The following is a 23,151-nucleotide window of genomic DNA, read 5'->3' as shown; positions in this document are numbered from 1 at the left end:
CTCGCCGGTCTTTCTGCGAGCACTCAGCGCGGGCACACGTCCCAGAAGCCTGTCGTCTTGGCGGGCGAGGTGTAATACCAGCATTGACCGGACTGTGGCGGCGTACCTGCCAAGGACACGGCGGCAGCTCCGGCGACGAAACCGATGGCAGCACCTGCGGCGATGGCGGTCCCTGGACGCCAATAGCGGCGAGGGGCGACGACCACGACGCCACGCCGGACGGGCGGGCGAACGACTGGAGCGGTTCGGCGTCCGACCGCAGCGCATCCGCGTGGTCCGCAGGCTGCGGCGCCACAGCCTCTCGGACCGCATGCCGCCACGCCACGACGGGCGGCTTCGGCCGTTGCGGGAACGAGGACGGGCGCGCTGACCGTCATCATGACGGCAAGTGTCGCAAGCATGTGCGATAGAATGACCAGGATCTTCATTTCATTTCCTCCCATTGCTCTCGTGTTTCGTTTCATTGCCTAAAAGCGCCGGCCTCAGGCCGGGCCCGCAGCGGTGGCCGCGTTGTGAGCGGCGAGCGTCTGCTGGGCAGCGGCTGCAATAGCGTCGTCCCTGCCGCCCGAGACCTGGACAGTCGGCACGGCGAGCTTAATGCCGTTTTCGTTGAACGCCTCATGGATCATCCGCAGGGCCCGCCGCTTCAGCGTGAACTGCTGGCCCGGAAGTGTCATGACCTTCATCCGCAGGAGCAGGCCTGAGTCGCCGAGGCTGTCTATCCCCTGCATCTTCAACGGCTCGATCGTCGTCGGTTTGAACTCCGGATCCTCGAACAGTTCCAGGCCGATCTTCTTGATGATCTTGCGGGCCTTCTCGATGTCGGAATCGTAAGTGATGGTGATCGTCATCTTCTCGATCGCCCAGTCGCGGCTCATGTTCTGGACTGCTCCAAGCTCGCTGAAGGGCACGATGTAGACCGCGCCGCGCTGGTGCCGGAGCTTGATGGATCGCAGGCTGAAGGACTCGACGGTGCCCTTGTAGCTGCCGCTTTGGATATACTCTCCCACTCTGAAGGCGTCATCGAGCAGGTAGAACATCCCGCTGATCACGTCCTTGACAACAGTCTGCGCCCCGAAGCCGATCGCGACGCCAACCACGCCGGCGCCTGCGATCAGCGGACCGATTTCGACCCCCAGCGATGACAGTGCCATCATGATTGCGACGGCACTGAAGAGGATCATCAGGAAATTGCGAAGGATCGGTAGGAGTGTTCTGAGACGCGTGCGCCGCCGCTCTCGTTCGCTACCGACTTCCAGGACGGCCTCGGTGTCGCCGAGCTTGCGATCGATCAGCACTTTCACGACGCTCCAGGCAAGATCGACGACCAGAAGAATGATCCCGGCGCTGAGGAGGCCACGCACGAGGCGTAGAAGCGGCGAATCCTGCATCGTCATTTGCGTCAGCCTGATATCGAGCGCATCGGCAAGCAGGATGATGGCGCCGACGATCAGCGCCGCCCTGATGCCGCGCTCGACGATCACCGAGACGACGGTGCCTTTCTTGTGGCCGTCCTCTTCGTCCGTGGAAGAGCGCAGAATATTGTTGACCGACGCCTTGGTGAGGGCGATGGCACCGGGCAGGGCGGCACAGACCACGGCGATCCAGAACAGCCTCATGGCGCCGACCACCCACAACAGCCAGACGGCAACGAAATAGACTGTCCAGAGCCAGTTCCGCGTCCGCAGGCCGATCCGGCTCGCTTGACCGGCAGCCAATTGAGACGGCCGTCTCCAGACGGCTTCGATACCGATGAAAAGCAGCACGAGGCCGAGAGAATAGGCGGCGAGCTGTCGGGCCGGGACCGAAAAGCCGAGAGTACCGAGCAGGCGGATGCTCACCCAGCCAAAGGCATACCAGCCGACGAGATAGCCCAGGCGTTTTGCCCAGTGGCCGGCGGTATCGCTTGTGATCGGGACGACACGAAATCCACCCCCTTCCTCCGCCCGCGGCGCCAGGAACACGTCGAAAAGCGCGCTCGCCAGACGGAAGACGACAATTGCGAAGAGGTACCCGACGACGATCTCCCTGATGACTGGCGGCCATTGGAACAGCAGGAAGAAGCCAATGCTGCCGAGACCGAACGAAAGGACGTAACATGCCGCCCACAGAAGCCTCGCAGTCAATGCGGTCACTCTTTCCAGAACCGTCGCATAGGGTGCACGTGCCATCCATGAGCGCCAGCCGGCGCTGATCCACCAGAACAGCCATTGCGCGGCCAGACCGACGGCGACGAAGGCAGCGACCAGGAAGATCGGCCGCGTCCCGCCGTTCGCCTGGATGTCTTGGTCGAGTATGGCCGCACCACGCATCGTCTCCGAAGGAAAGGACTGGATAGCCCCGAGAAGGCCGGAGGCGTGGACACGGAACCGCATCGCAAATTCCGAGAATGAAGGGTCGGCGTTCGGCGTTGCGACGGGCGGTTCCGTCACGGCCTTGGCAGCTTCCGACTGCTGCTGCAGGAAGCGCTGGACATCCGGATCCGAGAACATGCCGATAAAGCGCTGGACACTTTCAGGCTGCGGGCTCGCAGGCGTCGCGCTCTGCGCCACGGCAATGGAGGCACAAAGGAGAATGGATGCCAGGGTGGCCCCGATGACAAGCGGCCTGACCATGCGGATCTTGGAAAGTAAAGGCATCGTCTATCCTGATCTCGATGAAGCTGTTGCGTCTGCCGGTTGCTGAAGCGCTATTGCCTGCATGTCTCCTTCGATCGGCCCGCGGCAGTGCACTCGGACGCCTTCGGTCGCGTACCCACGGGACCCGTGAGGCCGCTGACCTGGCCGGCGTAATTATCTCTGGTGTCGGCATCGACGACCGCGACCGGGGCGGCAAGGATCAGGCCGGCGGCGCTGCCCGCCGCCGCCGCCGTGCTCGTCGTCGCGGCGAGGATCTTGTCCCCGAGCCCGACCTTGCTGTCGGTCAGCGTCTGGCCGTCGGAAATCCGAGCGCCGATGAGCTGAACGACCTCGGGCGATTCCGCGAATTTTCCATGGTTCAGCCTGTCGCCCGCCTTGACCTTGGTGAGGTCGATCACGGTGATCTGGCTGTCGGCCAACTCTTTCTTGAAAGGGGCCTGCTCGGGATCGATGGCGCCGAGTCTGGCGACGTCGCCCCATACCCTGCGGGAAACCGCGAGCGCGCGGTCGTCTCGCGAAACGAACAGGGTGAAATTCGGATGCTGCTTGCCCATGTCGACGATCTGCTGGCGGAAGACATCGACATCCACGTCGGGCGAGGCCAGCATGACATTCTTGAACTTGGCAGGGAGGCGGCCGTTGCGGATCGCCATCTGCCGAAGCGCTTCCAGCGCCAGCCAGTTCCCCATCGAATGCGCCAGGATCGAGACTTCCTTCACCTCTGGATCCTTCGCGAGATACTGGAAGAGCATCTCCAATGCGTTGCGCGTGTAGTTGGTGCTCTCCCTGTCATAGCCATATGCGAGCAGACTTCCGCGCGACGGCCACGTCACCAGCACGGGCGCACTGTGGACGCCAGAATCCTTGACGATCTGAGCGAAGCGATAGACGGAATCTTCGAAACGGTTGTTGAAGCCATGGATGAACACCAGCACGCTGCGGTCGCGGCTCTTCCTGACAGAGGCGCTCAGCCATTTCTTGGCGTCGTCGCGCGTGATCTCCTCGGCTTTCAAGGTTGCGAAGTCCGTTGCCGGATTGGATGGAAGCCTTTTCGGCCAGGCGACTTCGCCGATCTTGCGGACGTTCGCAGGCGGGATGGATACGGTGATGTCGGCAAAGGCCGGGGCGAGTGCGCGTTCGCCCGTGAACATTTCGCCTTGGATCGTGGAGCGGCTGCGCGTCGTGGTCACGAGCATGGCGACCTTGGTGGCGTTCGGCGCGCTATCGGCAACCGGGATGAGCACGTTCTTCGGGTGGCCGCCGCATCCGGCCAATGCGCAGAGCAGCAGCAGAGCCGATATCCATTTCAAACCCAGAGCATTACCTAGTTTCTCCGAGCCACGGAAATGCTCTGTCTTTTTGTTTTCACGCAATTCCGGACGCAAAACCGCTGCGCACTTTTGCTGGAATTGCGCTAGGGAAGGGCTTGGTTGAATTCGGCCGTCAAGACATTTTGCTGTGCTCACTGGCGTTCCTCATAGCCCTGTCAAGTTTGTACGGGCCTCGACGCCGCACGCCGCGGCGGTCGAAGTCGGCACTGAGGTCAGACTATGCGAAGACGAGATGGCGTGCCCGTATGATCGGGTATGTTACGGTCGGGGAGACAGTATCAGCGAGGTTGCAGGTCCGAGGTGGCGGCAGTCGACGCAATTGCGTCGGGATCGGGCACCGTCATCCCCGCTTTGCGAAGTCCTTCGATCAGACGATCGCGATCTTCGGGCTGCATGTTGCGCATTGCGAGTTCCGTTACAATGTTCGGCAGGAAGTCTGGTCGCATGCCGACGAACACCTGTCCTTCCCGGCGGGCGTCGTCCATCATGCCAGCTTCTGCGTAGATGATGGCGGCAACAACATGGAATAGAGGGAACTTCTGCATGTTCGCCTGCCTGATCTCCAGCACGGCGGTGTGGTTGTCGCGGAGCATGTAGGCGGCCAGGGCTCGCGTTCCGTGGTAGAAGCCGCCGCTGCCTGGATTGAGCGCGATGGCCTGGTCCAGCAGGCTTGCTCCACGTTGCCACTGGCCAGCGATCGCAAGCCGCGTTCCGAACTCGCCCATCAGTTCGGTGTCATTGGGATTGGTGGCGAGCGCCTGCTCGCCCACACGAAGTGATTCAGCCAGCTGCCTGTCGAAGAACAGCGCCGTCATCAGCGCTTGAAGTCCGCGCGTATTGTTCGGATCGATCTGCGTTGCGCGCCTGGCGGCATCGAGTGCGCGCTGTATGGCCGAATCCTGGCCTGGTGTCGGATTGAACTTGTACCGGTCCTCATCGAGATAGACGATCGACAGCATTGCCCAGGCGGTCGCATAGCTCGGAAACCGCGCGACCGCAGCTTCTAGGCAATCCCGGACGCGCGCATGCGCTTCGGCGCTCAGTTCCGAACGATAGGCATAGAAGCGCAACGTGCACTCATACGCGCCGAGGTCGTCCGGCGGCGGACCGGCGGAGTCGATCTGTGCCATGACCCCGTAGGGTTGGGCGATGGCGGTCGCGACCTTTCTGGCGACATCCGTCTGGATCGCAAACAGGTCTCCCGATGCGAGATCATTGTCATAGTTCTCCGACCAGAGGATCTCGCCGTCCGAGGTATCGAGCAGTCTCGCCGTCACACGAAGACGCTTGCCCGACGTGCGTACCCCGCCGGCAAGGAGGTAGCGTGCGCCGAATTCGGCCCGAATCTCCGATGCGCCCACATCCGCGGGGAGGGACTTGGACGTTTCGCGGCCGAAGACCTTGATCTCCTTGAACCGTGGCAGGATGGTCATCAGTTCCTCGGTCAGGCCAGCCGTGTAGAGCTGTGCCTCCGGCCCTTCGCCGAGATTGGCAAAGGGAGCGACCACGAGGGCCGGACGATCGGGCGACAGGCTTGCAACGCGTTCGAGCGACGGAGCGGGAGATCGCGTCCCGATCCAATAGAGCGAAATAGTCACCGCAGCGAGCGCAGCAGCACCCGGCAACAACACCCGCCTTGCGCGCCACCAGCCTCCGGGGCGGACCTCAGAGGGCGATGTTTCGCCAGCGTCTTCGTCTCCAATTTCGGCTGACTCCGGACAGGACCAGGCGAAGGTTGGAACATATCCGCCTTTGGGGATGTCGATCCTGACAGGGTCATGCTGCCCGGCGACGAGATAATAGCGCTCGAGCGACCGCCGCAGCCGTCCGGCCTCGATCCTGACCACCGGATCGTCCTGGGTGAAGCCGGGATCCCGGCCGAACACCTCGATCGCGATCGAATAGGCTTTGATCCGGTTGCCCCGACCCTCGAGGGTTTCCGAGACGACATAGCGGAGAAACGCTGCCGCGCGACCGACGCCCGGAAATTCAGGGCTGGAGACGACACGTTCCAGTTGCTCGCTGATATCGTCGGCTTGAGGCGCCGGCCTTGAAGAAATGGGTGCAGCAGACCCCTCTGCTGGTATCGATGTCTGCATGTCTGTCCCCAATCCCCCGTGGAGTCACATCGCTGCCAGACCGTATGTTACGGTAACATACTCCACGAACCGATCGTCGTCCATGAAGATCGGGATCTGGCACACGTTGCGGTGGCGACGTCTCGAATGCCGGTAAGGAGTGGACCATGGACGAAGACGTGACCGCAGTCCGTCGGCAGTTTCCAGCCAGGATCAAGGCGATCGACGATCTCTCTGCCCGCAGTGAGGATTTTCGGGAAATCTGCAGGGACTTTGCCGACGCCCAATCGGCGCTGCAGAAATGGAACGTCTCGACCGATCCGAAACGCGACGAGCGCGTCGTCGAATACCAGGAGCTGATCGCCGAACTCTCCAAGGAGATAGAGGGCGCGCTTGACGCCTCGGTACCGCCAACCGCTCGCTGATGCGTGCAACCAGGCCGGCGGCAAGTCATCGCAAGGCGTATGTTACGGTTACCTACTTGCGTTCCATCGCCCGGCAACGACCATCGCGACACACGTCCAGTGCTGAACTTTGCGCGCTGAAACTTTGCGCTTCCACGAAACGAAACGCCTCCGAAGGATATTGCCGTGGTTTCCGAAAATTTGGACGAGCCTGCCATTTCCCCAACGCCTCGGAATCCACTCCGCAGGATAGCACTCATCATCGTCCTTTTGGCGCTCGCCCTGTTCGTTCTCTCCATCTTCATGGAGCGGCGCACGCCATCGACCTCGCAGGCTCAGGTCCAGGCCTATATCGTCGGCATCGCGCCCGAAGTCACCGGCCGGGTGGTGGAAGTCGGCGTCGCCGACAATTCGCGCGTCGAGGCCAATCAGATTCTCTTTCGTATCGATCCCGAGCGCTATGAACTCGCGGTCAGTGAGGCCGAGGCGAGCCTTGCAAGTGTCGGCCAGTCAATGGGCGCGTCAACGGCTGCTGTCGATGCGGCACAGGCAAAGCTTGTAACGGCCCAGGTCGATCGGGACAATCTTCGCGAACAAGCTGCGCGCGCCGCAGAGCTGGAAAAGAGGGGCGTGTATTCCAAAGCGCGGGCTGATTCAATCAAATCGGCTTTCGGTCAGTCAGAGGCGGCCGTCACCGGTGCTGAGGCTGAGTTGGCCAAGGCCAAGGAGCAGCTCGGGCCAAGTGGAAATGACAATCCGCAGCTCCGGGCAGCTCTGGCCGCGCTCGAAAAGGCACGACTCGATCTGCTGCGGACCACCGTTCAGGCACCTTCGGCCGGGGTCGTGACCAACCTCCAACTTACAACCGGTAAGGTCGTGTCGGCCGGACAGTCAGCCATGACCTTTATCGATGTCGGAACGATCTGGATCACCGCCGCCTTCAAGGAGAACAGCCTCGAGAAGGTGGCAGTCGGCAACCGGGCGGAAGTCCTTTTCGACGCGCTTCCCGGCCGGTTGTTTCCGGCGCAAGTCGAGAGCGTTGGTTTCGGCGTATCGCAAGGCAGCACGGACCCGAACACCGGATTGCCGACGATCCGGAGCGATAGCGGCTGGGTCCAGGAGCCGCAGCGGTTTCCAGTCCGGCTCATCATCGAGGAGGCGCAGAGGCCCAAGGGCGGCGTACGCTACGGATCGCAGGCGACCGTCGTCATCTACACCGGCGACAACCCGGTCACCAATGCCTGGGGATCGCTCTGGATCCGCATCATGTCGGTGCTGACCTATGTCCGCTGAGAGGAGCCCCGCGGTCGAGGAGCAGAAACGCAAGGGGCTGCGGGTTGCGTTCGCGGTCTCGATCGGCTTTACGCTCGCAGTCTATGCGGGCGCCATCGTGCCCTTCCTCGGTCCGCTCTTTGCCGCCCAGTTTCTGCTCGGAAGTTCGCGGCCGATGCCGCTCGGAAAGACCATCGGCGCGGCGATGATCATCCTGATCGTCGGGATGGCGATGATGGTTCTGACCAACGTGCTCGGCGCCCGTCCGGCGCCCTTCCTTCTGATCCTGGGGCTGACCTATTTTGCGTGCTTCGCCGCACAGTCGACGGGAAAGGGAGGACCGGCGGTCTTTCTCGTGCTCGTCGTTTCGATCATCGTGCCTCTGCTCGGCATCCTGAACAAGGAGCTCGCCAATTCCATCCTGTCCATCCTGGTCGCCGGGGTGTTGTCCGGCACGGCTCTGATGTGGTTCGCCCATGCGGTCTTTCCCGAGCCGTTCTCCCCGGAGGTTGAGGTGGCGATCGACGAGCGGCCGCCGGCCTTGGGTCGGGCGCTGGCAAACACGGTCATCCTTCTGGGCTCCGTCGTGATCTGCCTGACGAGCGACAACCTGACCGCTGCGGCGGTCATTCCGATCACCGTGGCGTCGCTGCTCGGGCAGCTCGACGTTGCCGCGAGTGCGCGAGTGGCGATCGGGCTCGTGCTCGTCAACCTGTTCGGCGGAGTGCTCGCCTCCGTTGCCTATGCCGCGCTATCGCTGCGCCCCAATCTTTTCTCGATCTTCCTCATCGTTCTCGTCGTCGTCCTCCTCATCGGAGGGCGCGCGGCTGGTCGCTCGAAGGACGCCCCGGTTTTTGCCGGCGCCCTGACAACCTTCCTGATCCTGTTCGGCCTCGGGGTCTCGCCTCTGCCGGGGAGTGCTGCAGAATCCTTCGCGACCCGCATCGTCTATGTCGCAGCGGCCTTGATCTACGCGCTGCTGTTTGCCGTCATCCTGTGGCCGCGGACGAGGGAAACGAAGAGGATATCGGCATGACATTTCCTCGCCACTGGAATGAATGTAAGTATATGTGAATATACTAAAGCCGGCAGCCTACACACCATGTCTGACCGCAAGGAGGATTTGAGATGGCTAGACCTCATGCATTGTTAATCGCCACGTGCCTGTTCCTGCCTTTTGCAGGGTTCCCGTTTTCGCCACATCCGATGCCGATCGCCGCCGCGCAGGAGCCTGCCGCTTCCAGTCCCGTCGCGGCGGAAGACGACGCGCCGGCGCCGCTGAGCGAGGACGAACTCGAAATCCTGGTAGCGCGGATTGCACTTTATCCGGACGAACTGGTCGCGCTCGTCACATCGGCGTCGCTCTATCCTCTGCAGGTCGTGGAAGCAGCCCGGTTTCTCGAAACCTTGAAGAAGCAGCCCGAGCTCAAGCCGAAGACGACGTGGGACGGCAGCATCGTATCGCTGCTGAACTATCCTCAGATCGTCACGATGATGAGCGAGGATCTGGACTGGACGCAGTCTCTCGGAGAGGCGCTCTCCTACCAGCAGAAGGACGTTCTGATCGCCATACAGCAACTGCGCGACAAAGCGGTCGCCGACGGCATCATCAAGAGCGACGACAAGATCAAGGTCAGCCAGGAGAACGACAATGTGGTGATCGTCTCCGCCAGTCCCGACAAGATCTACGTTCCGCAGTATGCGCCGGAGATGCTGTATGAACCGAACTATGTGGCCGCGCCGATCGGCTACTATTCCGAGCCCTATCCGAACTACTACTATCCGACCGCCACCTTTTTTGCCGGCGTGGTGACGGGAGCAGTGTGGGCGGCTGCCGTCGACTGGAACCGTTGGGGTGTATGGGGCGGGCGCTGGAACGGCAACGTTGATATCGACTGCAACAACTGCTTCAACAACATCAACGGCAAAGTGAATATCAACGACGTCGACTGGAAAAACGTCGACCGCAGCAAGATCGGGTTCGACAGTGCGCAGTTCAACAAGATCGACCGCAGCTCCTTCCGGACCAGTATCGAGGCGAACGGCAACAACAGGGTCGGAGCAAGAGGCAACGACCGTGCGAACACGGTCCGCGACCAGCCACGCAAAGTCAGCGTCAACGATGTCCGCAAGAGCAAGATCGATGCGGACAGGGTCAATGCTGCTCGCAACAAGGCAGGCAATTCGGGAGTGGTCTCCGGGGGCGGGAAGGGAGCGCAGGCTGCGCAGACCCGCAGGCCCGAGGCAAGGACGCCGAACAGGGCTGCCGAAAACGCAAGGCCCGGGGTCAACGCCAAACGCCCGGTCGCAAAGCCGAAGCCCGCGGCCCGGGTCGACAGCCGGCCGAGAAAGCCGTCGGCACTCGGCCAGGTCGATAGCGGCAGGCGCGCTGAGATGCAGTCCAACCGCGGCAGACAGGCCATGGCCGGCGGCAATCGCGGTGGCGGTCGTGGAGAAATCCGCCGCGGCGGTGGTGGCGGCGGCCGTCGTCGATAACCGGAAGAAGGAGGAAAGTCATGACCAGATCAGTCAGAAACATGCTTCTGGGTTCGGTGTTCGCTTTTGCGGTTCTCGCCACCAATCCGGTTTCCACATCTGCAGCGGAGCCATCCGATGCGACCGTCATCTCGGGCTTCGCCGCGCAGAGCGATCCGCCCGTATTCGAGACGCCGGAACAGGCCATCGACGCTTTCAAGGCGGCCTTGGCGGCTGATGATTTCGATAAGTTTACGGCGCTGCTGGGCATCGATGCAGCGAAAGCGAAAGCAGGCGAAGGGGTGATGGACACCTACGCACAGATCCGGGACGGCACAAGCAAGAAGATCGTCGTCAAGGACGTCGATAACCGCAAGATCATCGAGATCGGCGACAAATTATGGCCTCTGCCATTTCCGATCGTGAAGGGCGACGATGGCAAATGGGGTTTCGACACCTATGCCGGGTTCGAGGAGATCATCAATCGTCGCGTTGGCGAGAACGAATTGCAGACTATCGACACGATGCAGGCCTATGTCGACGCCCAAAAGGAATATTCTTCCGCCGACCACGATGATGACGGCGTCCTGGAGTATGCCCAGAAACTGATCAGCAGCGACGGCAAAACCGATGGTCTCTATTGGTCGCCTGATCTCGGCGAGGGTGATAGCCCGGCGGGCAATGCCCTCGAAGACAATGCGGCGCTTGATAAGGCCAAGGCCGGCGAGGGCTATTACGGCTATCGCTACAGGATCATCGACAGCCAGGGGCCGAACATCGCGGGCGGAGAGTTCGATTATGTGATCAACGGCAACATGATCGCAGGATTTGCCCTTATCGCCTGGCCGATCCGATATGGCGAAACCGGCGTGCACACCTTCGTCGTGAACGCGAACGGCACGGTCTACCAGGCCGATCTCGGCCGGGAGACCGAAAAAATAGCTGCTGGCGTCAGGACCTTCAATCCGGGTGACAATTGGGACGTGACTGCCGATTGAACACGGTGCGCGTGTTTGGAACCAAGTCTGCTCCACCTCGTTGCCGCTTCGTACCTGACAATGTTGCAAAGGAGGAAACGATGATTTCCGCAGAGCAGATCCGTGAACATATGGAAGTGCGGGCTGCCGACGGCACCCATGTCGGCACAGTCGATCACCTCGACGGCCCCACGCGCATCAAGCTGACGAAGCTCGATTCGGAGGACGGCAAGCACCACTTGATCCCGATCGATTGGGTCGATCACGTGGATGCTCACGTCCATCTGTCGAAGAACGCCAGGGATGTTCGAAGCCAGTGGGCCACCATCAACTGACAGCCGGTCGGCTGCGGCTTGCGGGCCGCAGCCTCCTTGGAACAGGATGATCAGAGCACGATGTCGTCCAAAAACTACTCACTCTTTTCGGCAAAAGGAGCCCGCCAATGTCGAAGCAATTGAAGAGGGGCGATGAGGTAAGCTGGAATACTAGCCAGGGAAAGACCGAGGGCAGGGTGGTCAAAAAGCAGAGCAGTCCGACGAAGATCAAAGGCCACAGCGTGAAGGCATCGAAGGCCGAGCCGCAATATATAGTCGAGAGCGACAAATCGGGAAAGCGCGCGGCACACAAGCCTGAGGAACTCAAGAAGCTTTGACGCCGGCGGCCGTTCTGTTCGAGCAAAAGGAGATCGATATGCCAGCCAAGTCCAAGGCCCAGCAGAAGGCGGCAGGCGCCGCACTTTCGGCCAAGCGTGGCGAGACGCCGAAGAGCGAACTCAAAGGCGCCTCGAAACAGATGGTGGAATCCATGAGCGAGAAACAGCTTGAGGAATTTGCATCGACCAAGAGGAAGGGCAAACCCCAGCACGTCTCGAAATAGGGGTGCCGAGCACCGCCATGCGTTACAGGACGTTCCCGCGCTTAACAGCTACGGGGCCGTGACCTTGAAAGCGGTTGCCTCTGCCGCCGGCGATGGCTGCCTATGAAGCAAGATTGGCGGTTCGTCCGCGGTCGGTGTATGGTTCCGACGATCGTTTCGAGGCAATTGCCCATCAGCTAGAAGAGCGCATCGCGCTAAAATGGAGTTCGAGATTGGCCGTCGCTTTTACCAAGGAAGAGAGTTTCGAAACCGCTTCGGAAACCCTGCTGCCCGATCGTCCGATTTCGGCTCATCCGAACCTTGTCACGGAAGCGGGGTTGAAGGCTCTGGAATTACAGTTCCAGCAGGCTCGCGAGGCCTATGATGCTGCGAGCCCAATCGAAGACGTGAACGAAAGGCGGCGGCAGGCGGCCAGTCCTTTGCGTGATCTTCGCTACTTAACGGCAAGACTTCGCACCGCTCAGCTCATGCCTTCCCCTACGTCAATCGATACTGTCGCCTTCGGCAGCACGGTGACTTTCCGTCGTGACGACGGGCGGGTGCAGACCTATCGCATCGTCGGAGAGGACGAGGCTGATCCGAAGGCCGGATCGATTTCCTATGTCTCGCCAGTCGCACGGCTTTTGATGGGCAAGGCTGTCGGCGATATGGTGGAGACAGGCGGCCAGGAACTGGAGATCATCGCCATCGCGTAGGAGAGCGCTATTCGCGTAGCCCTCTCATTATATTGGTACCATACGGTACTTTATTTATCGAACATTTACCATCCGTGGCTAGAACGATGACATTCCATCATCGAAAGTCATGCTCATGGTCAGCGCAATTTCCAGTTCTGCATCCACCATTTTGAGTTCAGCCGCTTCAACCTCGTCTTCCAGTTCCTCAGACCAACTTGCCTCTCTCGAGGCGCAGCTTGCCGAAAAGCAGGCAGCCCTGTCGGAAACGCAGGACGAGCAAGAGAAGGCCACGATCGAAAAATCTATCGATACGCTGGAGGCGAAGATCGCCAAGCTCGAAGCGAGCGAGAGCAGCCAAACTCAGGCGTCTGCTGCATCGAAGCCTGCCGGTGACGTTCCGAAAGAACTTTCCGGCGAAAGCGAGCGTATCGGCACGACGAATTTTGACGAGACCAGCGAGTTCGGCAGCCGCACGGCTTACGTCTGATAAAAGCGACCCGGTCACCGGGATGATGCCGCATTTTTGAGTGATGCATCAAAGACGGCGCTGGGCCACGGTGACGACTTCGCGCGTCAGATCCGCCAGGCGGTCGGCGGCGAGGCGATTTATCTGCCAGTAGAGCGAGACATCGAGCGGAGTGTCGGGCACCAGCTCGACTAGCCGTCCGGATGCGAGGTGCTCGCGGGTCAGCTGTGTCGGGTTCATTCCCCATCCCATGCCCGAAAGGCTCGCCTCGACGAAGCTCTGCGGCGACGGCAGCCAGTGGGTGGGATAATCGAGATCGCGTCCGAACGTTCGCCTGATCCAACTGCTCTGCAGCCTGTCCTTCTGATTGAAGGTGAGCGCCGGAGCGTTGCGGATCGCCTCTGATGTCACGCCCTGTGGAAAATGGCGCGCGACGAAATCGGGCGTTGCCGTGGCGTGGTAACGCAGAACCCCAAGGGCAAAACGCCTGCATCCGCGGACCGGCTTTTCCAGGCTGGTGACGGCGGCGATCACCCGCCCGCGCTGCAGCCATTCGGCGGTGTGGTCCTGATCGTCGACGGCGATATTCAGCAGATAGGAAGAGCTTTTGGCAAAATTCGACATGGCCTCGACGAACCATGTCCCGAGGCTATCGGCATTCGTCGCGATTTGAAGCGTGACCCTTTGGCGTGGTTCGTTGGGATCGACGAGGGCCGGCAGCTGCCCGAAGAGTTCTGCTTCGAGCATGCCGACATTTTCCATATGGCGGCAGAGCCATTCTCCCTTTTCGGTCGCCGTGCACGGCGTGCCTCTGACGATGAGGACGACGCCTAGGCGCTCCTCGAGCTGCTTCACGCGCTGGGAAATGGCCGAAGGCGTCACGTTCAGCGCGGTCGCGGCTCTTTCGAAGCTGCCTGTCTGGACAATGGTTGCGACGGCGCGAAGAGCGGGATAGTCGAGCATGGATTAGTTTTGCTTAATTGGAGTAAGATGGATTAATTAGCCTAATTCTCCTAATCGCGATAGCGCAGCCTCACCGAAATGAGGGGCGTTGGCCGAAGCGATGAATTTTTCGATCTATGGAACCGGCCTGATGATGGGCCTCAGCCTGATTGTCGCCATCGGCGCGCAGAACGCCTTCATCCTCCGCCAGGGCTTGCGCAACGAACATGTCTTTGCCGTCTGCCTCGCATGCGCTGTATCGGATGCCGCGCTTATCGTGCTTGGCGTGACCAGCCTGCAGCAAATCGCCAGGTTCATGCCATGGCTCGATCCGGTCATGCGCTATGGCGGAGCCGCATTTCTGGTCTTGTACGGAGCAAGAAGCCTCTATTCCGCCTTGAGATCGTCCGCTGCTCTGACGGCCGGGGAAGCAAAGTCGTCAAGCTTTCGGCAGACGCTCGCGACCTGCCTCGCACTCACCTGGCTCAATCCGCACGTCTATCTCGACACGGTCGTGCTGCTCGGCACGATATCGACGCGATATCCGGGAGAGCAGACTTCTTTCGCCGCAGGGGCGGTGACGGGCTCCTTCCTGTTCTTCTTTTCGCTCGGATATGGCGCAAAGCGGCTGCGGCCGATCTTCTCGAAACCCTCATCCTGGCGCATGCTGGAAACGCTCGTCGCTTTCACGATGTGGATCATAGCGTTCAAACTGCTGGGTGGGTTGTGATCGGCGTTCGGCGTTCGGCTGTCGGTGCGGCGCAGGTCGAGCGGAAGTTGCAAGTGGACCGGCAGCGATCTGAGCGGATTCAAAGCGATCAAGCGTCTCTACCGCGTTCCATCGCACGCGCGGCGCTCCGGGACGGTCAACTCTAGCTCGCGCTGGCAATCTGCCAGCAGATGTGGCGGAAAGCGCCTTAGCTCCCGGAGCGCATGCTCATGGTTGGCATCCCTGCGCCTCTGCGACTTGAATGCGGAAAGGGCCTGTACGATATTCCAGATGCTTGTTTGAGACATGTCGGGCCTCCTTTGCTGCATTTAGCTGCCGACACCCGAAATATGAGGGTCAATTGACATTCAATCAAACAAAATGATATGGGGTTATAAATCAGAAAAATTGAAAGATGCGACGATGAGCATTCCATTTCGCCGTCCCATTCCGCTGCTTGACAACGAAGTGCTGCGTACCTTCGTGGCTATCGCCGAGACAGGCAATTTTTCGACCGCCGCCGAGGCGGTCTTCCGTACGCCGTCGGCAGTGTCGATGCAGATCAAGAAGCTTGAAGAGCAACTGGGGGCAACGCTGTTTCTGCGCGACGCCCGTTCGGTGTCGCTGACACGCCACGGCGAGATGTTGCTATCCTATGCGCGCAACATGCTGGCGCTGTCGAACGAGGCGGTGTCGCGCTTCATCATGCCGGAACTCAGCGGCGTCGTGCGGCTCGGCGCGCCGGAAGATATCGGCGAACGGCTGCTACCGAGCATCCTGAAGAGTTTTGCCGAAAGCTATCCCGGCATCATGGTCGACGTGACCATCGACATGAGCATCGGGCTGAAGAAGCGCATGGAGGAGCAGCGGCTCGACTTGGCCTTGATCAACTGTGCGACACGGCCGTTCCCGACGGGCGGAGAGGTGGTGTTCCGCGAGCGGCTGGTCTGGGCTGGCGCCAAGTGCGGTTCGGCGCATCGCCGCGATCCGCTGCCGATCTCGATCTGGGAAGACGGCTGCATCTGGCGCCAGGAGGCGCTCTCCCAGCTCGAACGCAACAAGCGGCATTATCGCGTCGCCTATCTCAGCGGCCACACGATGGCGCAGCGCGCCGCCGTGCTTTCCGATCTCGCCATCGCGCCGTTGCCGCTGTCCTATGTCAACGAAGACATGGCGATCCTCGGGCCTCAGGAAGGGCTGCCGGAACTCGGCGCCTTCGATATCCGCCTGCTGACCGCCTCGCAGGTGTCGGGGCCGATCGAGACGGTGGCTGACAGCATTCGCGGCGCCTTTGCCGAGAGAGCAAAGGCGGTCGCCGCCTAGCTGCATCGGACAGGATTATGCTCCGATCGAAAGTGATGGCGCGTCCTATCGGACGCGCGGCTTTAGCCGGTGTTCTTATAACCAGTGAACCTTTTGGTTTGTCGTGCGTTATTGGCGCGGGACGGCAATTGTCGCCGTTCGGGGTTGATTTCAAACAAGGATATCCGAGATGACGACAACGGCCAAAATTGCCGCAGCTTTTATGGTTCTTCTTGCCCTTTCCTCCTGCGGCAACACGATCCGCGGTATAGGAAAAGATACGGCAAATACCGTGAACGCCACGCAGGATGCCGGCCGCTCGGTCGACCGCGCCGCGAAGAAGTAACGACCGTTCAGATCGCTGCTAGAATCGCCGGATCAGGTGCTGACCCCGGGGATCATCAGCCGGGTCCGGATCATCCTAACGGATGACCGGGGGATAAATCTTTTCCAGCCCGCCGGATCGGTCGAGACCGGTCCGGAAGGCCTGGTAGGCGGGATGTTGGCTGGAGCGGGCGGTTTCCGTAAGCCGGATCTGCAGCCGGTCCGGCGCATGGCTTCCGAGCCAGATTCCCAGATTTTCGAGCTTCAGCGAGTTCAGGAATCGCGATCCGGCGGCGAGATCGAGATGGCGGCGCAGGCCGTCGAGCAGGTTGTCGTCCTGGGCGGCGTTTTCCATGAGCAGCGCCAGGTATGACTTGTCGGTCTCCGACAGCCCAGCGAGCTTTTCCGCAACGGTTTCGCGGTCGGGAAAGGGAACATTGCCTGTCATCGAATCGTCCATGCTTGATCGTGTTTTGGCCGTTATAAGCTCGCCTTGACCTTCTCGGCTACATCGACTGGCACCCATTTCGTCCACAGGCTCTCGTAATTGCGAAGGAAATAGATCGCGGCATCCTCATTGGTTTCGCGGTTTTCGTCCTGCCAGGCGAGCACCTGGTTGATCGTCGCATTGTCCCATTTGCGGGTCTTGAGATAGGTCGTGACAGGTCCGGTGCGGCTGGCGAAGGACCTGGTCATCAATGTGAAGGCGCGCGAGACCGGGTAGGAGTTGAGCTCGGGCCTGGCGCAGCCGGCAACCGCGGTACAGCGGTCCCATTCATTCTTGTTGTGGCCGACGCCGAAGCTCAGGCGCGTCATGTCGTATTTGCCGAGGATGGCGGTCGGCGCCCAGTAATAACCGAGCCAGCCGACCTTGTTTTCGAAAGCGCGGGCAATCGACGCATCCAGCTGTTCGGGACTGCCGGTCTCGACAAGTTCGAAGCCCTTCTTGTCGGCGGCAAGCGCCTTGAACAGGTTGGTGGTCGATATCTGGCAGCTCCAATCGGCGGGGCAGTTGTAGACTGCGCCTTTCGACGGGTCGTCCTCAGCGGGGAAGAGTTCGGGATGTTTCAGCGCGCCTTCGACCGAGCGGATGTCGGGGTGGGCGTCGGCGATGAATTTCGGTATCCACCAACCCTCGACGGCGCCGTCAGCCAGGATTTCGGCCCCCTGGACCAACCGGCCGCTATTGACGGCTTGATCGAGCAGGGACCTGACGGAATTGATCCAGTATTCCGAGGCGATGTCGGGGGTGCCTTTCTCATTCATCGAGGCGAAGGTCGGCAGAGTGTCGCCATCGACAATGGTGACGGAACAGCCGTATCCCTTTTCCAGGATGATCTTATCGAAGCTCGCCGCAATGCCTGCGGAGGCCCATTTCATTTCGGCGATCGAAACGCTGCCGCATTCGGCGGCTTCAGCCGGCGCGACGATAGAAAGAGCCGCGGCAAAGACGGCCGGAATCAGAAACGTCTTCATCGTCATTCCCCGAATTCTTCTTAGGTGGACGTGCAGCAGGCTCTGAAATTCACCGACAAATCTCTCCGAGCACCCGAATGCCGGGGCGATACCGCAACAGGCTTTCCGGTTCATAGGCAAGCCATGTTCAACAATGGCGTGTTATGACGGAGCCTACGCGTTCGCTCGCAGAAATCAACCATCTTCTGCTCATGGTTGCGTGACTAAATTATTGAATTCGAAGAATTTATGTCAGCATTCCGAAACTGGCACCCTCGGGTGAAAAGCACGCTCTTGGCGACAGGCTGCGGATCTTCGGCAGAAATTTTGGCCAGAATGTCAAAAAAGATCAAAATTAACATTTGCGTAAGCCTTCAATAACTCTCCGGTAAGAATGTGCCGTTATCAGTTGGGGCGTGGCAGCAATGACCGCCGCTTCTCCGGTTCAGGTAGTGCGTACCGGAGAAAGCGAGCTTCGCCGTGTAAGGGCGAAGACGCCTGAGTTTTTCGGCAAACCGCGCAGAGCCAAGGCCATGCGCGGTTTTCGCGTTTGCGTGGGTACTTGTCCCAAGCTAAGTCTTGCGCCGGGCCAAGCTTGACCCGAGGTTGCCGCCCATTGTAGGCCTCGCCTGAACGAGAGGCGAATGCGGGCCATCATGGCAAGAGCGATCATGCTGCAGGGAACCGGCTCCGATGTCGGCAAGACGGTGCTGGTCGCAGGGCTCTGCCGACTGGCGGCCAATCGCGGGCTGACGGTCCGTCCGTTCAAGCCACAGAACATGTCGAACAATGCGGCGGTCGCCGATGACGGCGGCGAGATCGGCCGGGCGCAGTGGCTGCAGTCGCTGGCCGCGCGCACGCCATCCTCGGTCCACATGAACCCGGTGCTGCTCAAGCCGCAATCGGACAATGGCAGCCAGATCATCGTCCAGGGCAGGGTGTTCGGACAGGCAAAGGGACGCGACTATCAGCGGCTGAAGCCCGAGCTGCTCGGCGCCGTGCTCGAGAGTTTTGAAAAAGTGGCTGCGGGGACCGACCTCGTTATCGTCGAGGGCGCCGGATCGCCGGCCGAGATCAATCTCAGGGCTGGCGACATCGCCAATATGGGCTTTGCGACGCGGGCCGGCGTGCCTGTCGTGCTCGTCGGCGATATCGACCGCGGCGGTGTCATCGCCTCGCTGGTCGGCACGCATGCGATCCTCGACGAGGGCGACCGGGCGATGATTGCGGGCTATATCATCAACAAGTTCCGCGGCGACGTCTCGCTGTTCGATGACGGCATTCGCGCCATCGAAGGTTTTACCGGCTGGCCGTGTTTCGGCATCGTGCCTTGGCTGCGGGGTGCCGCGCGCCTGCCGGCCGAAGATTCGGTCGTGCTCGAACGGCTGGCGAGGGGCGGGGCGCGCGCGCTGAAGATCGCCGTGCCGGTGCTGCCACGTATCGCCAATTTCGACGATCTCGATCCACTGAGGACCGAGCCGGATGTTGAGTTGGTCTTCGTTCGCGCCGGCGAGCGGATGCCAGCCGATGCGAGCCTCGTTGTGCTTCCCGGCTCGAAATCGACAATATCGGATCTCGCCGACTTCAGGGTGCAGGGCTGGGACCGCGATCTCCAGGCGCATGTCAGGCGCGGCGGCCGGGTGATCGGCATCTGCGGCGGTTACCAGATGCTCGGCCGGACGGTGCACGATCCGCTCGGCATCGAGGGCGGGACGCTGGAGACACCGGGGCTTGCGCTTCTCGATGTCGAGACCGAGATGGCGCCGGAAAAGACCGTGCGCAACAGCCATGCCCGCTCGACCGAATATGACGCGCCGCTTGACGGCTACCAGATCCATCTCGGCATCACCCGCGGCCCGGATTGCAATCGGCCTTCGGCAATCATCGATGGAGCACCCGACGGGGCGCTTTCGTCCGACGGCCGGATCATGGGCACCTATCTGCATGGGCTCTTCGGCAGCGACACTTACCGCGCTCGACTGCTCCAAAGTTTCGGCCTATCAGGCGAGCGGAGGAATTACCGCGAGAGCGTCGAGCAGGCGCTCGACGACGTCGCCGGGGAATTGGAACGTCATCTCGATCCACGCTGGCTGGCCGGGCTGCTTGGTTAGGTCGGATGTGTACCGGACGGGGCTGCCTCACCATCATCCGGTCTCGTCGTTCGGCTATTGCCAAATTAGTTGACTGAGTCCATTAATTGTCGCGGCGGACCCGGTTGAGAGCGACGAAAACCATGAGCATATTGGACAGATTTTCGCTGGCAGGGCAGGTGGCGCTGGTGACCGGCGGTGGCCGTGGTCTGGGCTTCGAGATGGCGCGCGCCCTTGCCGAAGCCGGCGCGCATGTCATCGTCAACGGACGTACGGCGGCGACGCTGGAAAACGCCGTATCGACCATCCGGGCCGCGGGCGGCACGGCGGAGGTCGCGGCATTCGACGTCGCCGATCGCGAGGCACAGCGTGCTGCGATGGCCGATGTCGACAAGAACCATGGCCGTCTCGATATTTTGATCAACAATGTCGGCGCCCGCGACAGGCGGCCTCTGGCCGAATTCGACGATGATGCGATCATCGAGCTGCTGCGCACCGACCTGGCGGCGGCGATGACGCTTTCGCGCGACGCTGCCGTGTTGATGAAGCGGTGCAATCACGGCCGCCTGATCGCGGTGACCTCGATCAGCGGCCATGTCGTCATGCCCGGCGACTGCGTCTATCCGGCAGCCAAGCAGGGCCTGACCGGACTGATGCGCGGCATGGCAGTCGAATTCGGCCCGCACGGCATCACCAGCAACGCAATTGCGCCCGGCTGGTTTGCCACCGAGACGAACGCGGCGATGGCTGCGAACGAGGAATTCATGCCCTTCGTGCGCCAGCGCATCCCGGTCCAGCGCTGGGGACGGCCGGACGAGATCGCCGGCGCGGCGCTGTTTCTGGCAAGCGCCGCCGCTTCCTTCGTCAACGGCCATGTGCTGACGGTCGACGGCGGTATGACGGTCAGGATGTGAGCGGAGCCCGCAACTGCCGTGGCGCCGGCGTGCCTTTTCGCGTAATCCGCCCAATCGACCGAAGTTTGATGTCGACTTCTTAGGCGCGCCTGACAGGTGGGCTGAGTTCGCGTACGAGCTGCTGCAGGCTGCGCTGGTCTTCCGCTCCCGTCTTGTCGTAGATGGCGGCCAGTTGCGATTTCACGGTGCCGTCGGCAACGCCCTGCGCATTTGCAATCTCGGATCGCGTCATACCTTCGGACACGTAGCCGACCACGCGCCGTTCGGCAGGCGTGAGAGCAAAAAGGGCGGCAACGGCTTCGACGGCAGACTGGACCACCGTTCCAGCCGCGGCGAGAAAGATCGCCGCCGCCGCCCGGCTTTCGAAGCGTCCCCTTTCGGTGCGCCGCTGCAACGGCAGAACGTGGGCGACGGCGGGGCGCTCCGCCGAGGCAAGGGGAACATCGATCCCAGCGGCTGCGAGACTGATTTCGTCGCGCGCGCCAAGCGCCACTGCGTTGGAAAGGGCGGCGCCTGCATAACTATAGCGAGCGGCCAGACGGCCTGAAAGCGAGTGGACCACGTGCTGCTCGCGCAGCCGCGCTTCGGCGGCTTCATTGGCGAAGAGGATTGTCATGTCTTCTGCAACGATGAAGACCGCATGATCGAGGGCGTCGATGACCTCCCTGAGGACGGCGGCTTCGGCGCGCTCCATCTCGAACATGTCGTGGATCGTCACGGCACGGCGGATATGCGGACCGAGCAGCCCGATGATGTCGAAGACACGTCGCTCGCTCGGTTCGTATTGCACCGAAATGTTGATCGTCCCGACACGGGTCGGGCGCTTCAGCACGGCCATGTCGATCGAGTTTAGAACCCCATACCTGGCATGAAAGTTCTGGTGTAGCGCACCGCTTTTCCAGACGGCTTCGCCATCGGGTCCATAGAGGGAAAACATCCGCTCCAGCGTATCCGGCTGATCGATCTCCATTCGGTGGAGAAGGTGGAAGAACGGGACGTCCTTCGCATGCGCGACGAGGGTGCGGATGGCCTCTCCGTCGTCGCAGGCGATCTGGGCCAGCCGTGCGGAACGCGTGGTGGTGTCGAAGACGGCAAGCGTGGTTAGAAAACCGTTCACCTGACCATTGATCAGACGAAGAGCGTTTGGCCAGGCATCCTCCCGGGCCACGCAATCATAAATAGCGCCAATAATTTCCGACAGCTGCTGTTCCATGATCACAATCCTGCATCAGCCCGGCCAGCCCGGTCAATTGTCGCCGGCCACGGCGCCTTCATTTCCGGGATTTGCGGAAGATTTCATCCCCCATGCGGGAGATGTTTCATCGCGCGGATTTTTTACAACGCACTGCCGGCCGGAATCCAATCGGCTTGGACAACCAGAAATTGGAGGGCAATCTTCATGAAAGCGACAAAAGCGCCGATCGCGGCGCTTCTCATTATGGCAGCTCTTCCGGCTGCAGCGCTCGGCGGCGGCGGCCTGCCGGAACAGGTCCGGGAGGCCAATGCGCGCTTCCGGGACGTCAACCAGGCCGTCAAGGAAGGCTATTCGCCGATCCCGTGCACCAGCGGCATAGATGGAGGTGCGATGGGTATCCACTATGTCAGTGCCGACCTCATCAAGGATGAGGCCATTGATCTCTCCAGACCGGAGGCCGTGATGTACGAGCCTGACGAACACGGCAAGATGAAACTCGTCGCTGTCGAATACATCACGACGAAAGGTCCCGCCAATCTCGGCGGCCAGCTGTTCAGTTTCACGAACGCACCGAACCGCTACGGCCTTCCGGCTTTCTACGAGCTGCACGTCTGGGCATGGAAGAACAATCCGAGGGGACCGTTCGCCGACATGAACCCTGACGTCAGCTGCCGGCATGCGCACGGTTGATGAAGCTCCAGCTCACTCAAAACATCATGAAAGGATAAAACAATGCCGCAATTCGTTGTCGAACGAAACATTCCAGGTCTCGGGGACATGGACAAGGAAACTCTGCGCGAGATCTCGGCGAAATCCAACGCCGTCGTAGCGTCCCTCGGCGAACCCTATACCTGGATCACCAGCTATGTGACCGGGGACAAGATGTACTGCGTTCATGAGGCCGAGAGCGCGGAAGCGGTCTATCGGCACGCGGAAAAGGGTGGCTTTCCGGCGGACCGGGTGACGGAGATCACGACGCTCATCGGCCCACATTCGGCGCGCTAGGATGTCGGAACCGGCCGGCG

Annotated in this window: 26 protein-coding genes; 17 read left to right on the top strand and 9 right to left on the bottom strand. The window is 61.1% G+C overall.

What is annotated here, in order from left to right; genetic code table 11:
- Positions 1–23 precede the first annotated feature (23 nt).
- From AC25BC_RS11990 to AC25BC_RS11975, 4 genes are all read right to left on the bottom strand, one after another.
- Positions 24–428 carry a hypothetical protein gene (locus AC25BC_RS11990; protein ID WP_128438397.1) on the bottom strand — a complete coding sequence of 135 codons (405 nt, stop codon included), beginning with the start codon at positions 426–428 and terminating at the stop codon, positions 24–26.
- A gap of 54 nt (positions 429–482) precedes the next feature.
- Positions 483–2,639, bottom strand: a complete 2,157-nt coding sequence (locus AC25BC_RS11985; RefSeq protein WP_012757866.1) for a mechanosensitive ion channel family protein — start codon at positions 2,637–2,639, stop codon at positions 483–485.
- A gap of 50 nt (positions 2,640–2,689) precedes the next feature.
- Positions 2,690–4,105 carry an alpha/beta hydrolase gene (locus AC25BC_RS11980; RefSeq protein WP_012757865.1) on the bottom strand — a complete coding sequence of 472 codons (1,416 nt, stop codon included), beginning with the start codon at positions 4,103–4,105 and terminating at the stop codon, positions 2,690–2,692.
- A 143-nt stretch (positions 4,106–4,248) separates the two neighbouring features.
- Complete coding sequence (locus AC25BC_RS11975; protein ID WP_128438398.1) at positions 4,249–6,069, bottom strand: adenylate cyclase; 1,821 nt, start codon at positions 6,067–6,069, stop codon at positions 4,249–4,251.
- 146 nt (positions 6,070–6,215) lie between these two features.
- On the opposite strand from AC25BC_RS11975, the gene AC25BC_RS11970 reads away from it, so the two are divergent.
- The 10 genes from AC25BC_RS11970 (at position 6,216) to AC25BC_RS11925 (ending at position 13,216) form a co-directional block, all read left to right on the top strand.
- Positions 6,216–6,473: a hypothetical protein gene (locus tag AC25BC_RS11970; RefSeq protein WP_128438399.1), complete on the top strand. Its 258-nt coding sequence runs from the start codon at positions 6,216–6,218 to the stop codon at positions 6,471–6,473.
- A gap of 165 nt (positions 6,474–6,638) precedes the next feature.
- Complete coding sequence (locus AC25BC_RS11965; RefSeq protein WP_128438400.1) at positions 6,639–7,745, top strand: HlyD family secretion protein; 1,107 nt, start codon at positions 6,639–6,641, stop codon at positions 7,743–7,745.
- On the top strand, positions 7,735–8,760 hold the full coding sequence (locus tag AC25BC_RS11960; RefSeq protein WP_128438401.1) for a DUF2955 domain-containing protein: 1,026 nt from the start codon (positions 7,735–7,737) through the stop codon (positions 8,758–8,760). The genes AC25BC_RS11965 and AC25BC_RS11960 overlap by 11 nt, the downstream gene beginning before the upstream one ends.
- Before the next feature lie 92 nt (positions 8,761–8,852).
- Entirely contained in the window at positions 8,853–10,220 is a 1,368-nt protein-coding gene (locus AC25BC_RS11955) for a DUF3300 domain-containing protein (protein ID WP_128438402.1), read from the top strand.
- Between the two features lie 20 nt (positions 10,221–10,240).
- The gene (locus AC25BC_RS11950) at positions 10,241–11,197 is read left to right on the top strand and encodes a DUF2950 domain-containing protein (protein WP_017994393.1); all 957 of its coding nucleotides are present in this window, start codon (positions 10,241–10,243) and stop codon (positions 11,195–11,197) included.
- An 80-nt stretch (positions 11,198–11,277) separates the two neighbouring features.
- Positions 11,278–11,511 (top strand): DUF2171 domain-containing protein, encoded by a 234-nt coding sequence (locus AC25BC_RS11945; RefSeq protein WP_012757858.1) that lies wholly within the window; start codon positions 11,278–11,280, stop codon positions 11,509–11,511.
- A gap of 107 nt (positions 11,512–11,618) precedes the next feature.
- Positions 11,619–11,828: a hypervirulence associated TUDOR domain-containing protein gene (locus AC25BC_RS11940; RefSeq protein ID WP_012757857.1), complete on the top strand. Its 210-nt coding sequence runs from the start codon at positions 11,619–11,621 to the stop codon at positions 11,826–11,828.
- Positions 11,829–11,866: 38 nt separating this feature from the next.
- Complete coding sequence (locus AC25BC_RS11935; protein WP_003560205.1) at positions 11,867–12,052, top strand: DUF3008 family protein; 186 nt, start codon at positions 11,867–11,869, stop codon at positions 12,050–12,052.
- A gap of 212 nt (positions 12,053–12,264) precedes the next feature.
- Complete coding sequence (greA, locus tag AC25BC_RS11930; protein ID WP_012757856.1) at positions 12,265–12,747, top strand: transcription elongation factor GreA; 483 nt, start codon at positions 12,265–12,267, stop codon at positions 12,745–12,747.
- Positions 12,748–12,856: 109 nt separating this feature from the next.
- Complete coding sequence (locus AC25BC_RS11925) at positions 12,857–13,216, top strand: hypothetical protein (protein WP_128438403.1); 360 nt, start codon at positions 12,857–12,859, stop codon at positions 13,214–13,216.
- A 48-nt stretch (positions 13,217–13,264) separates the two neighbouring features.
- Here the strand turns inward: AC25BC_RS11925 and AC25BC_RS11920 are convergent, their stop codons facing one another.
- Positions 13,265–14,158, bottom strand: coding sequence for a LysR family transcriptional regulator ArgP (locus AC25BC_RS11920; RefSeq protein WP_012757854.1), 894 nt, complete (start codon positions 14,156–14,158; stop codon positions 13,265–13,267).
- A 100-nt stretch (positions 14,159–14,258) separates the two neighbouring features.
- Between AC25BC_RS11920 and AC25BC_RS11915 the strand changes: the two genes are divergently transcribed.
- Entirely contained in the window at positions 14,259–14,867 is a 609-nt protein-coding gene (locus tag AC25BC_RS11915; protein WP_012757853.1) for a LysE/ArgO family amino acid transporter, read from the top strand.
- A 98-nt stretch (positions 14,868–14,965) separates the two neighbouring features.
- Here AC25BC_RS11915 and AC25BC_RS11910 read toward each other — a convergent pair whose 3' ends face one another.
- A complete protein-coding gene (locus tag AC25BC_RS11910) occupies positions 14,966–15,154 on the bottom strand; it encodes a hypothetical protein (RefSeq protein WP_012757852.1) in 189 nt (62 codons plus the stop codon).
- Positions 15,155–15,227: 73 nt separating this feature from the next.
- Here AC25BC_RS11910 and AC25BC_RS11905 point away from each other — a divergent pair, with 73 nt between their 5' ends.
- Positions 15,228–16,169 (top strand): LysR family transcriptional regulator, encoded by a 942-nt coding sequence (locus AC25BC_RS11905; protein WP_171598639.1) that lies wholly within the window; start codon positions 15,228–15,230, stop codon positions 16,167–16,169.
- Positions 16,170–16,338: 169 nt separating this feature from the next.
- Positions 16,339–16,494: an entericidin domain-containing protein gene (locus AC25BC_RS11900; RefSeq protein WP_003560194.1), complete on the top strand. Its 156-nt coding sequence runs from the start codon at positions 16,339–16,341 to the stop codon at positions 16,492–16,494.
- Positions 16,495–16,569: 75 nt separating this feature from the next.
- Here the strand turns inward: AC25BC_RS11900 and AC25BC_RS11895 are convergent, their stop codons facing one another.
- Positions 16,570–16,932 carry a hypothetical protein gene (locus AC25BC_RS11895; protein ID WP_171815690.1) on the bottom strand — a complete coding sequence of 121 codons (363 nt, stop codon included), beginning with the start codon at positions 16,930–16,932 and terminating at the stop codon, positions 16,570–16,572.
- 20 nt (positions 16,933–16,952) lie between these two features.
- Positions 16,953–17,954, bottom strand: a complete 1,002-nt coding sequence (locus AC25BC_RS11890) for a glycine betaine ABC transporter substrate-binding protein (protein ID WP_171815689.1) — start codon at positions 17,952–17,954, stop codon at positions 16,953–16,955.
- A gap of 629 nt (positions 17,955–18,583) precedes the next feature.
- On the opposite strand from AC25BC_RS11890, the gene AC25BC_RS11885 reads away from it, so the two are divergent.
- Both AC25BC_RS11885 and AC25BC_RS11880 read left to right on the top strand, forming a co-directional pair.
- The gene (locus AC25BC_RS11885) at positions 18,584–20,038 is read left to right on the top strand and encodes a cobyric acid synthase (protein WP_128438445.1); all 1,455 of its coding nucleotides are present in this window, start codon (positions 18,584–18,586) and stop codon (positions 20,036–20,038) included.
- A gap of 122 nt (positions 20,039–20,160) precedes the next feature.
- Entirely contained in the window at positions 20,161–20,931 is a 771-nt protein-coding gene (locus AC25BC_RS11880; protein ID WP_012757847.1) for an SDR family oxidoreductase, read from the top strand.
- Between the two features lie 79 nt (positions 20,932–21,010).
- Here AC25BC_RS11880 and AC25BC_RS11875 read toward each other — a convergent pair whose 3' ends face one another.
- Entirely contained in the window at positions 21,011–22,144 is a 1,134-nt protein-coding gene (locus AC25BC_RS11875) for a helix-turn-helix transcriptional regulator (protein ID WP_012757846.1), read from the bottom strand.
- Between the two features lie 186 nt (positions 22,145–22,330).
- On the opposite strand from AC25BC_RS11875, the gene AC25BC_RS11870 reads away from it, so the two are divergent.
- Both AC25BC_RS11870 and AC25BC_RS11865 read left to right on the top strand, forming a co-directional pair.
- Positions 22,331–22,816 carry a hypothetical protein gene (locus AC25BC_RS11870; protein WP_012757845.1) on the top strand — a complete coding sequence of 162 codons (486 nt, stop codon included), beginning with the start codon at positions 22,331–22,333 and terminating at the stop codon, positions 22,814–22,816.
- Positions 22,817–22,858: 42 nt separating this feature from the next.
- The gene (locus tag AC25BC_RS11865; RefSeq protein ID WP_003560176.1) at positions 22,859–23,131 is read left to right on the top strand and encodes a DUF4242 domain-containing protein; all 273 of its coding nucleotides are present in this window, start codon (positions 22,859–22,861) and stop codon (positions 23,129–23,131) included.
- Positions 23,132–23,151: the final 20 nt, after the last annotated feature.

It is taken from the genome of Rhizobium sp. WSM409, from assembly GCF_057653825.1.
This window is presented reverse-complemented; position numbering and strand designations above follow the sequence as displayed.